This window comes from Klebsiella sp. ME-303 (assembly GCF_007910085.1).
In the GTDB taxonomy this organism is placed as follows: domain Bacteria; phylum Pseudomonadota; class Gammaproteobacteria; order Enterobacterales; family Enterobacteriaceae; genus Klebsiella; species Klebsiella michiganensis.
This window is the reverse complement of sequence record NZ_VOJB01000057.1, coordinates 1-14743: the sequence shown is the minus strand read 5'-3', so window position 1 is coordinate 14743 and position 14743 is coordinate 1. Positions and strand designations below refer to the sequence as shown.

Annotated in this window: 11 protein-coding genes and 1 pseudogene; 9 read left to right on the top strand and 3 right to left on the bottom strand. The window is 60.5% G+C overall.

From position 1 onward, the window contains the following. Nucleotides 1-337: 337 nt before the first annotated feature. The 8 genes and pseudogenes from FQK12_RS03455 to FQK12_RS03420 all read left to right on the top strand — a co-directional run bounded on the left by FQK12_RS03455 (nt 338) and on the right by FQK12_RS03420 (nt 7488). Entirely contained in the window at nt 338-1159 is an 822-nt protein-coding gene (locus FQK12_RS03455; RefSeq protein WP_014229681.1) for an ABC transporter ATP-binding protein, read from the top strand. Continuing rightward, nucleotides 1156-2178, top strand: coding sequence for a FecCD family ABC transporter permease (locus FQK12_RS03450; protein ID WP_014229680.1), 1023 nt, complete (start codon nt 1156-1158; stop codon nt 2176-2178). Before FQK12_RS03455 ends, FQK12_RS03450 begins: the two co-directional genes overlap by 4 nt. Then, entirely contained in the window at nt 2175-3227 is a 1053-nt protein-coding gene (locus FQK12_RS03445; RefSeq protein ID WP_014229679.1) for a FecCD family ABC transporter permease, read from the top strand. Before FQK12_RS03450 ends, FQK12_RS03445 begins: the two co-directional genes overlap by 4 nt. Further along, a pseudogene (locus FQK12_RS03440) lies at nt 3218-4190 on the top strand (iron-siderophore ABC transporter substrate-binding protein); the annotation flags it as partial. The gene FQK12_RS03445 and the pseudogene FQK12_RS03440, both read left to right, overlap by 10 nt. Continuing rightward, entirely contained in the window at nt 4187-5086 is a 900-nt protein-coding gene (locus tag FQK12_RS03435) for a MurR/RpiR family transcriptional regulator (protein WP_038423147.1), read from the top strand. The pseudogene FQK12_RS03440 and the gene FQK12_RS03435, both read left to right, overlap by 4 nt. Nucleotides 5087-5181: 95 nt before the next feature. Beyond that, a complete protein-coding gene (locus FQK12_RS03430) occupies nt 5182-5949 on the top strand; it encodes a basic amino acid ABC transporter substrate-binding protein (RefSeq protein WP_004851663.1) in 768 nt (255 codons plus the stop codon). Nucleotides 5950-6014: 65 nt separating this feature from the next. Beyond that, complete coding sequence (locus FQK12_RS03425) at nt 6015-6782, top strand: amino acid ABC transporter permease (protein ID WP_004102832.1); 768 nt, start codon at nt 6015-6017, stop codon at nt 6780-6782. Then, nucleotides 6766-7488, top strand: a complete 723-nt coding sequence (locus FQK12_RS03420) for an amino acid ABC transporter ATP-binding protein (protein WP_014229677.1) — start codon at nt 6766-6768, stop codon at nt 7486-7488. Before FQK12_RS03425 ends, FQK12_RS03420 begins: the two co-directional genes overlap by 17 nt. Nucleotides 7489-7588: 100 nt before the next feature. Here FQK12_RS03420 and FQK12_RS03415 read toward each other — a convergent pair whose 3' ends face one another. Then, nucleotides 7589-8794 carry an MFS transporter gene (locus FQK12_RS03415; RefSeq protein ID WP_004139588.1) on the bottom strand — a complete coding sequence of 402 codons (1206 nt, stop codon included), beginning with the start codon at nt 8792-8794 and terminating at the stop codon, nt 7589-7591. Nucleotides 8795-9076: 282 nt separating this feature from the next. On the opposite strand from FQK12_RS03415, the gene FQK12_RS03410 reads away from it, so the two are divergent. Further along, entirely contained in the window at nt 9077-10228 is a 1152-nt protein-coding gene (locus FQK12_RS03410) for a M20 aminoacylase family protein (protein ID WP_014229675.1), read from the top strand. A 391-nt stretch (nt 10229-10619) separates the two neighbouring features. Here the strand turns inward: FQK12_RS03410 and fdhF are convergent, their stop codons facing one another. After that, nucleotides 10620-12770: a formate dehydrogenase subunit alpha gene (gene fdhF / locus FQK12_RS03405; RefSeq protein ID WP_014229674.1), complete on the bottom strand. Its 2151-nt coding sequence runs from the start codon at nt 12768-12770 to the stop codon at nt 10620-10622. A gap of 236 nt (nt 12771-13006) precedes the next feature. After that, nucleotides 13007-14089 (bottom strand): malate/lactate/ureidoglycolate dehydrogenase, encoded by a 1083-nt coding sequence (locus FQK12_RS03400; protein ID WP_014229673.1) that lies wholly within the window; start codon nt 14087-14089, stop codon nt 13007-13009. Between the last annotated feature and the right edge of the window lie 654 nt (nt 14090-14743).

Below are 14743 nucleotides of genomic sequence, written 5' to 3'. Positions count from 1 at the left end.
CGCCGCAACGCGCGCCAGATATGTAATTGAGAATCATTCAATCATGAAGGCATGTAGTAGTAAACGTTATGTAAGATAAAAAACTGACGAAACAAATAATCAATCAATTAGCGAGGAATGGGCTGGGTGAAAATTTCATACATTATTGTTTTAATTGATTATTAAAGTCGTTTTATGTTGTGCAGATTTTGGTAGTAAACCCGCGCGGCCGGCGCCGTCATAGGGTATTGACTACTACATTCATCCACCGCATGATCAAAAGAGAATGAGATTTATTTTTGTTTGAGTGCGGAACGAGCGGGCCTGGCGCCACGCCGTTGCGGCGCGGGAGCGAGTTATGCCACAGCGGGTGTTGCCTGCAGAGCAGGGGATCGTCCTTGATTCCCTGTCGGCCGGATATGGCCAGACGCTAATTGTCGACAATATTCATCTGACCATCCCCCACGGGAAAATGACGGTACTGGCCGGCGCCAACGGCTCGGGGAAATCGACGCTGCTGTCGACTATCGCCCGGATGCTCAAGCCGCTGGGGGGCTGCGTACGTCTGGACGGCGAGGTGATTCACCAGATGCCGACCCGGGAGGTTTCCCGTCGGCTGGGCATTCTGCCGCAATCGCCGCTGACCCCGGAAGGGCTGACGGTTTTTGAACTGGTTTCGCGCGGGCGCTACCCCTGGCAGGGGCTGATGCGACAATGGTCCGAGGCCGATGAACGGGCGGTAGAAGAGGCGCTGCGGCTCACCGGTACCGCAGAGTTTGCCCACCTGGCGGTTGATAGCCTCTCCGGCGGCCAGCGCCAGCGCTGCTGGATCGCGATGGCTCTCGCCCAGCAAACGGCGACGATTCTGCTGGATGAGCCCACCACCTGGCTCGATCTGCGCTATCAGGTCGACATCCTTGAACTGCTGCAAACCTTAACCCGCGATCACGGCCGCACGGTGGTCACCGTCCTGCACGACCTGAACTTCGCGGTGAACTACGCCGACCTGCTAGTGTTTCTTAAAAAAGGCGCGATCGCCGGGGTAATTAATGAACAGGAAATCTGTACGCCGGAGCTGATCAAAACCGTCTTTGACGTGGACGTGCAGATGTCGCTCAACCCGCAGACCGGTAAGCCCTTTTTTATGCCGTTCCGCGCCCGTGAGGAGAAGGCGTTATGAGCGCCTCCGCGCTGCTGCCGCCGCGCCGACAATCCCGCCCCCGGCTGGCGCTGGTACTGCTGAGCCTGCTGCTGGGCGGCTCGCTGGTGCATCTCGGACTCGGCGCGCGCTGGATTGCGCCGCAAACGGTGCTGCAGGCGCTGCTCCATTACGATCCGCGCAATTTTGACCACCGAATTATTGTCGATTTACGCCTGGTACGTCTCGCGGCGGCGCTGCTCACCGGCGCGGCGCTCGGCGTGGCGGGGCTGCTGCTGCAAACCGTGATCCGCAACCCGCTGGGCGAGCCGCATATTCTCGGCCTTAACGCCGGCGCTTCGCTGGCGGTAGTGGCGACATCGGCGCTGGGAATCAGCCTCGGCGGCGTGGCGTTAGCCAGACCGCTCACCGCCGCCTGCGGCGCGGCGCTGCTGTTTGGCGGCGTGATGCTGCTGTCGTCGTCCGGGCGGGGCGGCGTCACGCCGCTGCGCATTACCCTGTGCGGGGTGGCGCTGTCGGCCTTTGCCTCGGCGGTCACCGCGGCGATTCTGATCCTCGATGAACAAACGCTGCTGGCGATGCGCACCTGGCTGGCGGGCGATCTTGCCGGGCTGAACTGGCAAACGCTGCGCGCTGCGCTGCTCCCGGCGCTGGCGGGAGTGACGATCGCGCTGGTCATCGCGCCGCGTCTTAACGTGCTGGCGCTGGGCGATAAGGTCGCGCTGGGGCTGGGGGTAAAGATTGTTCAGACCCGCCTGCTGGGGCTGACCGCCATTGCGCTATTGTGCGGCTCGGCGGTGGCGGTGGCCGGGCCGATCGGCTTTGTCGGGCTGGTGGTCCCCCACGCGGTGCGCCGGCTGATTAGCGAAGATATTCGCCTGGCGCTGCCGCTGGCCGCTCCGGTTGGCGCTCTGGTGCTGCTGCTGGCGGATATCGCCGCTCGTACCCTGGTTGCGCCCCAGGAGCTGGCAACCGGCGCGATGACCGCGCTGGTGGGGGCGCCGGTATTTATTTTTATCGCCGCGAGGTTTTTTAAATGAAAAGCGCCGTCCGTCGCGCCGGCTTTCGGCCGCTGACCTGCGGCCGCTGGCACATTCTGCTGCGCCCTGCGGCGGTAAAAATCGCCGCTGTCGCGCTGCTCGTCATCCTGCTGCTGGCGCTGTTTAGCCTGACCCGCGGCAGCTTCCCGATGCCCTCCGGTACCCTGTTCCGTGCGCTGCTGGGGGCGGACATCGTGGGTGAACAGCAGCGATTTATCCTCTTTGATATCCGCCTGCCGCGGCTGTTTATGGCGCTGCTGTGCGGGGCGATGCTCGGTCTGGCCGGCGCGGCGATGCAGAGCATTACCCGCAACGGTCTGGCGGATCCCGGGCTTATCGGGGTGAAGGAGGGGGCCAGTATTGTCGTTCTGGCGCTGGTGCTGTTCTTCCCGGCGGTGGGCCTGGTCTGGCGGCCGCTGGCGGGAATGCTCGGCGGCGTGCTGGTGGCGCTGCTGGTTCTGGCGCTGGCCCGCGACTGTTCGCGCCCGCGCTTTATTCTCATCGGCATCGGCGTGTCGTGGACGCTGGCGGCGGCGGTGGGCATTTTTATGACCACCGCCGACGTGCGCGATGTTCAAACGGCGATGATCTGGCTGGCGGGCAGCCTGCACGCGGCGACCTGGCCGCTGTTGGCCGTCGCCTTCTGCTGGGCGCTGCCCGGGGCGCTGATCCTTTTTTTGACCGCCAGGGCCGCCGATGCGGCGCTGCTCGGCGACCGCACGGCCATCGGTCTCGGCGTACGCCTGCAGCAGCTAACCCTGCTGCGCTTTTTCGCGCCGGTGCTGCTGACCTCCGCCAGCGTTTCCTGCGTCGGAAGCCTCGGCTTCGTTGGCCTGATGGCGCCGCATATGGCGCGGTTTCTGCTGCGCGGCGGCCAGGTGGCGCTGCTCTGCGGCAGCGCGTTGGTTGGCGCGCTGCTGGTGTTAGCCACCGATACAATTGGCCGACTGGCTTTCGCGCCGCTGCAGATCCCTGCAGGGATCGTGATTGCGCTGGTCGGCTGTCCGTTTTTTATCGTTCTGCTCTGGCGTCGCCGTGACGCCCTGTAAATCAAAAAGGATCGCTATGCGTTGGTTCGTTTCTCTGCTGGTGCTGTTGGCGGGCGTCGCCTCGGCCGCCGATACGCAAACCTTCACCGATGATTTGGGTCGTACGGTGACCGTTCCGCTGCACCCGCAGCGCATTGTGTCGCTGCACGATCTGGATATCACCATCCCGCTGATCGAGCTTGGCGTCCCGCCGGTGGCCAGCCACGGGAGGACGCGTCCGGACGGCAGCCACTTTTTACGCGCCAGCGCACAGCTGACCGGCGTTGATTTCGATAACAGCGCGATTCGGTTTATCGGCACGGCGGATATCGATCTCGAAGCGGTGGCCGCCGCGAAACCGGACCTGATTATTACCGAGCCCAGCCGCCACGTTTCGGTGGAGCAGCTGGAGAAGATTGCGCCAACGGTCAGCATCGACCACCTGCAGGGCAGCGGCCGCGCATCTACCGTAAGCTGGCGCAGCTCACCGGCACCCAGCCGCGGCTCTTAATCCTCGAACGCCGCTATCAGGCGCAGATAGCCCAGCTAAAGGCGATGGTGGATACGCAAAACATCGTAGTCTCGGTGATTCAGGCCAACAACGGCAAGGTTACCGTGCATCACGCCTATCATGCGCTGGGACGCGTGCTGCGCGATGCCGGATTCCGCTTCCCGCCGCTGATTGACAACATCCCCGATGGCCAGCGTATTGACGTCAGCGCCGAGCAGCTGCCGGCGCTGGATGCCGATTTCGTATTTGCCACCTGGCGTTCCGATACCGGCGGCAGGCCGCAGGATGAGCTGCAGGCGATGGAGGGCGTGATGCCCGGCTGGTGCGACTTTATGCGCGCCTGCCGCACCGGGCGCTACATTCTGCTGCCGCGCGAGGAGGTTATCTCTAACTCCTACGCCGCGCTGTCGCTGATGGTCGCCCAGGTACAGTCGCACATTGCCGGTCGTCCTTTGCCCGAGGGGCTGAAATGAAAACGGTGGTAAAAAGAGAGAAGGGGCGGGTTGACCTGTTCGGCGAACGTTTTCGCGCCCGCGCGCATCAGCTGTCGCCGCGTCTGCTGGCGGTGGTGAGCTATATCAACGAAAACCGGGAAGCGGTGCTGGAGCGCACGGCCATGGAAATCGCCGCCGCGACCAATACCTCGGACGCCACGGTGGTGCGCGCCATCCAGGCGCTCGGCTTCGCCGGACTGCGGGAGCTGAAGCAGACCATGGAGCGCTGGTTCGGCCCGTCGGCGACCTCGTCGGAAAAAATGATCTCCACGGTGAGCGCCTTATCCAGCGACGTCAATTCGAGCATCGATTTCGTGCTGGAAGGGCATCAGCGGGCCTGCGAAGTGCTTGCGCGCCCCGACAACCGCGCCGCGGTGGCCCAGGCGGTGGCGCTGCTGACCGACGCGCGCCAGGTGGGGATTTTTGGGATCGGCGCCTCGGGCATTCTGGCGGAGTATACCGCCAGGCTGCTGAACCGCATCGGCCTGCCTTCGTACGTAATGAACCGCACCGGGTTTAGCCTCGCCGAGCAGCTGATCGGCCTGCAGCGCGGCGACGTGCTGATTATGATGGGGCAGAAGTCGCCGCACCGGGAGGGGATGACGACCCTGCGCGAGGCCCGCCGTCTGGGGATCCCGACGATTTTACTTACCCAGGCGCTGGACTCCCGCTTTAGCCAGGAGGCGCAGGTGGTCATTGAGGTGCCGCGCGGCGGCGATAATGGGCGGGTGCCGCTGCACGGGACGGTGCTGGTTTGCCTGGAGATGATCGTGCTGTCGGTCGCCTCCACCGCGCCGCAAAAAACGGTGAAATCGATGAAGCGGATCAATGAATTGCATCGGGCCATCGGGAAATCCGGCGGTAAACGAAGCTAAACGGCAGATAATTTACCGTCGGGAAGGTTTCCGGTTGCATGCCATGATGACAGTGTGTATTTTTATGCAAAATTAATGCATAAAACGGAGTTGTCATGGTTAAGAAGTGGATGAAAGCATGCTGCCTGGTGGCGGCGATGATCGGCACCGCCCACGCGGCTCAGCAAACTTACGTGGTGGGATCCGGCGGAACCTATCGCCCGTTTGAGTTCGAGAACAGCCAGAAACAGCTGGAAGGTTTTGATATCGATATCATCAAAGCGATCGCCAAAGCGGAAGGCTTTGATATCAAACTGGTCAATACGCCGTGGGAAGGGATCTTCGCCACCCTCAACACCGGCGACCGCGACATTATTATCTCCGGGATCACCATCACCGATAAGCGTAAGCAGATGGTGGATTTCTCCGCCCCTTATTTCCCGGCCGAGCAGTCCATCGTCGTGCCGGCGGATTCAAAGGTCTCCTCCCTTGAGGCGCTAAAAAACGAGAAAGTCGGCGTGGTGAACTCCAGCACCGGCGATATCGTGGTTTCCGACGTGCTGGGCAAGAACAGTACCGCGATCAAACGTTTTGATAATACTCCGCTGATGCTGCAGGAGCTGTTTGAAGACGGCGTGAGCGCGGCGGTCGGCGACGTCGGCGTGGTGAAATACTACATCAAGCAGCACCCGGAGAAGCAGTTCAAGCTGGTGCCGGATGCCAAATTTGAGCGCCAGTATTTCGGCATCGCGGTGGCGAAAGGCAACAGCGAGCTGCAGGCGAAGATCAACGCCGGTTTACAGAAAATCATCGCTGACGGCACCTACGCCAAAATCTATAAAACCTGGTTCGACGAGAACGTCCCGACGCTGCCAGCGCAATAATTCGCATTTTTATTTTCATCACGGCTATCGACTCTGGCGATAGCCGTATTTTTTAGGGAAGGGCTATGACGGGATTCCGTTGGGAGATCATTGAGGAGTACGGTCCGCTGTTTATGGACGGTGCCCTGATGACCATTAAATGTACCATTATCTGCGTGATCCTCGGCACCCTGTGGGGGCTGACCCTCGGGCTGGGGCGCATGGCGAAAGCCGAGCACGGGGTATGGAAATACGTTCTGCGTTATCTGGTGCAGTTTCCGGTGCGCTTTTACGTCAGCGCGTTTCGCGGCACGCCGCTGTTCGTGCAAATTATGGTGGTGCACTTCGCGCTGGTGCCGCTGTTTATCAACCCGCGCGACGGACTGCTGGTGACCAGCGGCATGATGAGCGCTGATTTCGCTCGCGAGCTGCGCTCAAACTACGGCGCGTTTCTCTCCTGTATCGTGGCGATTACGCTGAATGCCGGGGCCTACGTGTCGGAGATCTTCCGCGCCGGGATCCAGTCGATCGATAAGGGGCAGATGGAAGCTTCCCGCGCGCTGGGAATGCCGTGGTGGAAAACTATGCGTCAGGTGATCCTGCCGCAGGCGTTTCGCCGCATTCTGCCGCCGCTGGGCAACAACGCTATCGCCATCGTTAAAGATTCCTCGCTGGCGTCGGCTATTGGTCTGGCGGACCTGGCCTACGCCGCGCGCACCGTTTCCGGCGCCTACGCCACCTACTGGGAACCCTACCTGACCATCTCCCTGGTTTACTGGGTTATTACTTTCCTGCTGGCGCAGCTGGTTAACCGTCTGGAAAAGAGGTTTGGCAAAAGTGATTCACATTCGTAATTTACACAAGCGCTTCGGCGACAGCCACGTTCTGCGCGGCATCAGCTGCGACATTAAGCCGCAGGAAGTGGTGTGCATTATCGGCCCCTCCGGTTCCGGGAAAAGCACCTTTCTGCGCTGCATGAACGCGCTGGAAACCGTCAGCGAAGGCGTGGTTGAGGTGAACGGCTTCGCTGCCCACGATCGCGCCACCGATCTGAATAAGATGCGGGAAAGCGTCGGCATGGTCTTTCAGCGCTTTAATCTGTTCCCGCACAAAACGGTGCTGGAAAACCTGATTATGGCCCCGATGAGCCTGCGCGGCACGGCGCGCGCGGAGGCGGTGCGTCTGGCGGAAGAGCTGCTGGCGAAAGTCGGACTGAGCGATAAGCGCGACGCCTGGCCCTCCAGCCTCTCCGGCGGGCAGCAGCAGCGGGTGGCCATCGCGCGCGCGCTGGCGATGAAGCCGTCGATTATGCTGTTTGATGAGCCCACTTCGGCGCTCGATCCTGAGCTGGTGGGCGACGTGCTGGAGGTGATGAAAAACCTCGCCAGCGAAGGGATGACTATGGTAATCGTAACCCACGAGATGGGCTTTGCCCGCGAAGTGGCCGACCGGGTTATCTTTATCGACCAGGGCATTATTCAGGAAGAGGGGAAACCGGCGCAGATCTTTAGCGCGCCGACTAACCCGCGCACCGCCGCGTTTTTAAGTAAAGTGCTGTAATGGCTCCCGCCCCCGGCGCGCGACTGCGCTGCCGGGGAGAAGACCCTGCGCGGGCGATGAGGGCGCTTTCGTTCTGCCGAACCGTGTCTGCCCTTAAGCGTTACTGCGCCGCCTCGCTAATATCATCCATCTCTTCTTCGCGCTCGCGTTCGTCCGCCAGCAGGGCTTTTTCGCTTTTACCCAGGCACTGAATCAGCAGGAACAGCGCGCCGCTGACAAACAGCGTCATCAGCAGACCATCATACCCCGCGACGCTTATCAGCAATCCGCTGACCACCGGCCCGGCGACGCTCCCCGCGGACCAAAAGAATCCCAGCAGGGCGTTGATCATAATCAGCTTCTGCCCGGAGAAGGTCTTCCCGGCGCGGACCAGCGACAGGGTATAGAGCGCCCCCGCCGCGGCGCCGAGAAGCAGACAGCCGACAATCAGCTGGATATGCGACGCCAGCAGGAACGGTAAGGCCAGCAGGGCGAGGCAGAAGACCACCGCGCAGGTCAGATGCACGCGGCGAATACCGAAGCGGTCGGCAATCCAGCCCAGCGGCGCCTGGAATACGGCATCGCCGGTTAATACCACGGTGACCAGCAGTACCGCCGTCACTTCACTCAGCCCTTTATCCATACCGTAAAGCGGCAGCAGCGCCAGTATGCTGGCATCAAAAAAGGCGAAGCAGAATACGCCGGAAGCCAGTACCGGCAAAAAGGCGCCGAGGCTGCGCCAGCTGGCGCGTTCCGCCAGCCGTTCGCGGCTGCCGGAGGGCAAATGGCGGAGCATCAGCAGACAGGCGAGGGTCACCAGCCCGACGAGCAGCAGAGTCCATGATTGATACGCTTCTCCGGCGGAGATCAGCAGCGGTCCCGCGAGCTGACAGCCGGTAAAGGCGGAGGCATAAATGCCGGTCAGGGTTGCCCGGTTTTTACCCGCCGCGCCGCCGGTGATCCAGCTTTCGCCAATGACGATAATCACCCCTGACGCCAGGCCGGTCACCAGCCGCGGCAGCAGGAGATGAACCATATCAAACGACAGGCAGGAGGCGATGGTTGCCGCCGCCAGCGCCACCAGGCTGACGGAGAGCAGAAGCCCCATCTCGAAGCGCCGGCACAGCGCGGGCGAGAGGAAGGAGGAGATCATCATCCCCGCTGGCGGTAGCGCGGCCAGCAGGCCGACGTAAACGGTATCAATCTGCTGCTGCGCCAGCTCCAGACTGATTAAGGGCACCGTGTATCCGGTGATAAATCCCACTAATGAAGCCGCCATGATCATCGCCAGCGTGGGGGCAAGACGATTCTGCTCTGGGTTGAACATTTTATTTCCGGTTAAGGAGGTCTGTAGAGTGAATTATTCGGCAAAACGCCAGTATAGCTGCATAATAATTAATCGCACGCCTTATGTCACCGTTGATATGACTACAAAAAAACGCAGTGCAGGCGGGATGGCGCGCAAAGGCGCGTTGGCGCAGGGTTTGGCGGCAGTTGTCAGCGAGCGGGCGAAAGGATATAACCAATAGGCTAGCGGGTTACCTGTAGCCCCAACGTATTGCATAAAACACTCGTTCAGCGCTGAAGCTGTGCAGGAAAGGAGTAAGACATGGCTGTATCCCCTTCACTGATCGCCGAGGCCATTCGCTGGCGACGTGATTTTCATGCTTGCCCTGAGCTGGGGTATCAGGAACAGGAAACCTCCCGCCGGGTCGCTGAACTGCTCGCTTCATTTGGCCTTCAGGTGCATAGCGGTCTGGCGGGCACCGGCGTGGTCGCGACGCTGGAGAACGGCCCGGGTCCGGTAATTGGCCTGCGGGCCGATATGGATGCGCTACCGATCGCCGAGCAGAGCGACGTCGACTATAAATCGCGTAATCCGGGCGTGATGCACGCCTGCGGCCACGACGGCCATAGCGCGATGCTGCTGGCGGCAGCGGCGCATCTGGCGCAAACCCGCCGCTTTCGCGGTACCGTTCACTTTGTTTTCCAGCCCGCTGAGGAGAACCTGGGCGGCGCGCGTAAGATGGTGGAAGAGGGGCTGTTTTCGCGCTTCCCGATGGATGCCATTTACGCGCTGCACAACTGGCCGGGTATGCCGCTGGGCCAGGTGGCGATCGGCAGCGGAGCGATGATGGCCTCTCTCGATGCGTTTGAAATCACCCTGACCGGCAAGAGCTGTCATGCGGCGATGCCGGAGCGCGGGGCGGACCCGATTGTCGCCGCGGCGCAGCTGATTATGGCGCTGCAAACCATTCCGTCGCGCCGCCTGTCGCCGCAGGAATCCACGGTGGTAAGCATTACCCAGATTTCCGGCGGGGAGGCGATCAACGTGCTGCCGGATAAAGTGGTGCTGCGCGGAACCTTCCGCTGTCTGAATAACCAGGTGCGTGAGCGGGTCAGGGGGCTGATTGAAAGCTATGTCGCCGCCCAGCCGCAGGTATCAGACGTGGAAGGCAAAATCGCCTGGTATCCCGGTTATCCCGTCACCACCAACCACCCGGCTGAAGCGCAAAAGGTTCGCGAGGTGGCGACCGCGCTGCTGGGGGAATCGGCGGTGAGCTGGAACGGCAATCCCTCTATGGCCTCGGAAGATTTTGCCTGCATGCTGGAGGCCTGCCCGGGCGCCTATTTCTGGATTGGTACCGATGGCGAGACGGCGTCAAAGCCGCTACATAACGCCGGATATGATTTTAACGATGCGCTGATCCCGCACGGCGTGGCGCTGTGGACGGCGCTGGTGGAGAAACTGTTGGCGTAAGAGACCGATCCCGGAGGCGATGCTGCGCATCTGTCCGGGCTACCGGCCCGCAGACGGCACTGAACCTGTAGACCGGGCAAGGCGCGTTGCGCGCCGCCCCCGAGAACAGAGCGCAGAGTAGCTGAATTTCCCGGAGGCGATGCTGCGCATCTGTCCGGGCTACCGGCCCGCAGACGGCACTGAACCTGTAGCCCGGGCAAGGCGCGTTGCGCGCCGCCCCCGGGAACAGAGCGCAGAGTAGCTGAATTTCCCGGAGGCGATGCTGCGCATCTGTCCGGGCTACCGATCCGCAGATGGCGGTGAATCTGTAGCCCGGGCAAGGCGCGTTGAGCGCAGCCCCCGGGAGCAAAAGTGGATATGGAGGGAGACGCGCGCATCTCCCTGCGTTGTTTTACACGTTCACCGCCGCTTTCAGGCGCGCTTTCATCTCACTATAGCTTGTCCAGGCATACTGCTCGGCCCAGCGCTGATCCGCGATAGCCTCCACCTTCACCGCGCAGTATTTGGTTTCCGGCGTTTTCGAGATCGGGTCGAGATTATCCTGCGTCAGCTCATTACAGGCGCCGACCCACCATTGATAGGTCATATACACCGCGCCTTCGTTAATGCGATCGCTGATGTCGGCGCGGGTAATCACCTTACCGCGCCGCGAGCTGACCCACACCAGCTGCTGGTCGGCGATACCGAGGCGCTGCGCGTCGGCGCGATTGATTTGCACCCGGCCCGGCTCATCGGCAAGCGATTGCAGGGCCGCGCAGTTGCCGGTCATCGAACGACACGAGTAGTGGCCGACTTCGCGCACGGTACAGAGCACCAGCGGATACGCTTCATCCGGCGTCTCGGCAGGCGCGCGCCACGGGGCGGCGAACAGCTGGCCTTTGCCGGTTGGCGTATCGAAGAGATTATCTTTATACAGCCATGGCGTACCGGGGTGATCCAGCGTCGGGCACGGCCACTGGACGTGGTTCATATCGCCCATTTTCTCGTAGGTGACGCCATAGAACAGCGGACAAAGCTCGCGCATTTCGTCCCAGATCTGCTGGTTGTTATCGTAATGCATCGGGTAGCCCATTTCGCTGGCCAGCAGGCTGATGATTTCCCAGTCGCGCTTAACATTACCGGTGGCGATAATCGCCTGCTCGAAGCGCTGGAAGCCGCGGTCGGCGCAGGTAAAGACGCCGCCGTGTTCGCCCCAGGAGGTGGCGGGTAGCAGCACATCGGCGATTTCGGCGGTTTTGGTCATAAAGATATCCTGCACCACCACAAAATCGAGCGCCTCAATCCCCTTACGCACCAGGCCTAAATCGGCTTCGGTTTGCAGGGGATCTTCACCCATGATGTAGTAGGCTTTAATTTCGCCAGCCAGCGCTTTGTGCGGCACTTCGGTGATCCGGGTGCCGACCTGGTCGTCCATGACAGCCGGGTTAACGCCCCATGCTTTGGCAAACTTATCGCGAACGCTGGCGTCGGTGACGTCCTGGTAGCCGGGGAACATATTCGGCAGGACGCCCATATCGCAGGCACCCTGGACGTTGTTTTGTCCGCGTACCGGCCCCACGCCGACGTTGGCGCGTCCGAGGTTACCGGTTAACAGCGCCAGGCTCGCCAGCCCTCTGACGACGTCCACCGCCTGGCCGAACTGGGTGACTCCCATGCCCCACATAATGGTGGCGGAAGGCGCGGCGGCAAACATGCGCATCGCCTGGCGAATTTCAGCGGCCGGCACGCCGACGATCCCTTCGACGGCTTCAGGGGAATAGTCTTTCACCGTTTCGCGATAGGCGTCCAGCCCCTCGGTAAAGCGGTCGACGTAGTCGTGGTTATACAGATCCTCTTCCAGCAGCACGTGGGCGAAGGCGTTGACCAGCGCCATATTGCTGCCGTTATTGAGCTGCAGATGGCGATCGGCGATGCGGGCGGTTTCGATACGGCGCGGGTCGCAGACGATGATTTTCGCCCCGTTTTCGCGAGCTTTAATCACCCGGCGGGCGACGATAGGGTGGGAGTCGGCGCAGTTATAGCCAAAGACCAGCAGGCATTTCGAGTTTTCGATATCGCTAATCGAGTTGCTCATCGCGCCGTTACCGAGCGCCAGCTGAAGCCCGGCTACCGACGGGCCGTGGCAGACGCGGGCGCAGCAGTCGACGTTGTTGGTGTGGAGCACGCCGCGGGCGAATTTCTGCATCACATAGTTGGTTTCATTCCCGGTACCGCGCGATGAACCGGTCGTCATAATGGCGCGCGGGCCGTGCTTCTCCTTTATTTCACGCAGTTTTTTCGCCGTATAGCGGATAGCTTCCTCCCAGCTGACCGGGGTGAACTTATCGCCTTTCTGATAGCGAATCATCGGCTGCTGCAGACGCGGCGTCAGTAGCTGGGTGTCGTTGAGGAAATCCCAGCCGTAATAGCCTTTCAGGCACAGCTGATTTTGGTTGGTGACGCCATCGGCGGCTTCGGCACGGAGAATTTTATTGTTTTCGACGACCAGCTTAAGTTTGCAACCGGCCCCGCAATAAGGGCAAACGCTCGTGATTTTTTTCATCAGTAACAGACCTGTTAACAGAGAATAAACAACAATGGACAGGCCGGGCCCGGCCCGCCTTTGTCAGGGCGTCATGAGCCAGCGCACCGGCAAATGACGGGAGCGTTATGCATACGCTGTGCCAAAACTTAACTTATTGAATTTGTATAGAATAGTTGATCAGGCAGGGCGAGGCGGCGGTGATGTCGACACTAATGACGATGACATGACGCCCGTTCGGGCGTCATCGGGGAAAATCAGGCCAGCTTCTGGCGCAGCTGCGCGAGGGTGTCGGCGGGTAAACCGACTTCTTCGGCGGCGGCGCAAATCGCCTGCCAGCTGCCGGCGTCCAGCGGTATCCCCTGCGCCAGACGCTGCTGGCGGTTAGCCTCTTCCCACTCGCCCGGGGCCAGAATCGGCGCGTCCGGGTCGTGCGGCGACCGTTTACACCAGTCGATAAACGCTTCGGTCTCGCGCTGCATATCCGGCGCATCGAACGCTTCCGGGCTGAGAATAATGGTGGTCATGCAGTTGAAGATAGCGTCCACGCTGCCCTGCAGCGTCTCCTGATGCGAGGTTTTACCACCGGATACCGCGCCGCCGATAATTTCGCACAGCGTCGCCAGCGCGTAGCCTTTATGTTCGGCAAAGGTCAGCAGCGCCCCCAGCGGCGACGTCTGCATCACCGCCGGGTCGGTAGTGGGGACGCCGTGAGCGTCGATCAGCGACCCCGCCGGTACCGGGACGCCTTTATGCCAGGCGACGCGGGTTTTACCGAAGGCGATGGCGCTGGTGGCGTAATCCAGCAGCAGCGGCGGATGGCCGGCGCGCGGGAACACCACGCACAGCGGGTTAGTACCGAAGCGGCTGTCTTTCCCACGGAACGGGGCGACCATCACGTTGCCAACGACGTTAACGAAATGGATAGAGATCATTCCGTCGGCCGCGCACTGTTCCGCCCAGTAGCCGATGCGGCCAATATGGTGCGCATTGCGCAGCGCCACGGCGGCCATACCGTGCTCTCTGGCTTTCTTAATGCCGATCTGCATGGCTTCATGGGCCACCACCTGGCCGAAGCCGCCGTTGCCGTCCAGCGTGACCACCGCGCCCGCGTCCTTCATCACGCTGGCGTGGCGATTGAGCTGGAGATAACCCTGCGCGTGGGAGCGTACGTAGCTTGGGATCATGCCGACGCCGTGGGAATCGTGCCCGGCCAGGTTAGCGGCAATCAGGTGGTCGGCGATAAGCGATGCTTCGGTGAGGGAGCTTCCCATATGGGTGAAAAGGGTTTTAACAAATTGATGCAGATCCGTGGCCTGGAAGCGATGTCCTGTTTGCACTGATTCTCTCCTGTGATTGGGTTGCGAATTCTTGTTTTAGTGTGTTTGCATTTCCATGCTGCGCTGAGCCACGGAGAAGATCAAGGTTTTGAATCTGTGGCGGTAAAGAGAAGGGCTGAGGGGAAAAGTGCAGCGTTGAGACCGGGCAGTCTGGTTATGATGTGAGGGATCATTAACGCTGAATGTTCTCTCTGGCGACTTGACTGGGATGGCTCACCGTAGAAAGACGTTGTCTCTCTCTGTCCACGGGGAGGGCGCAAGGAAGGTTATAGGGCATGATATGAGTGAGAGGCATTATTGTAAGTTGTGTTTTAATATATCTGCTGAATGAAATGCCGCTATTTCTTTTGCGCTCAGCGCGACTCTATACGTGTCCGGTTTAACCATCGATACCGGATATCTGACAAGTATTATTTGTAAGTTTTATATTAATCCTGTCAGCCATTAATTATAACCATATTCATGCCCGGTACTGGAGTTTTTCATGTCCTGTGAAGAATAAAAAGTAATTTATTTCTTACGCCCCTGCTCGCGCGCGTTTCAGTATCCGGAACGACCAGTATTTGCGTTACATATTGATTTGCATCAATCAACGCTGCCTATTCAGATATGAATTTAATTCACATTCCTCTGTCAGGTATACATCCTGCCTTT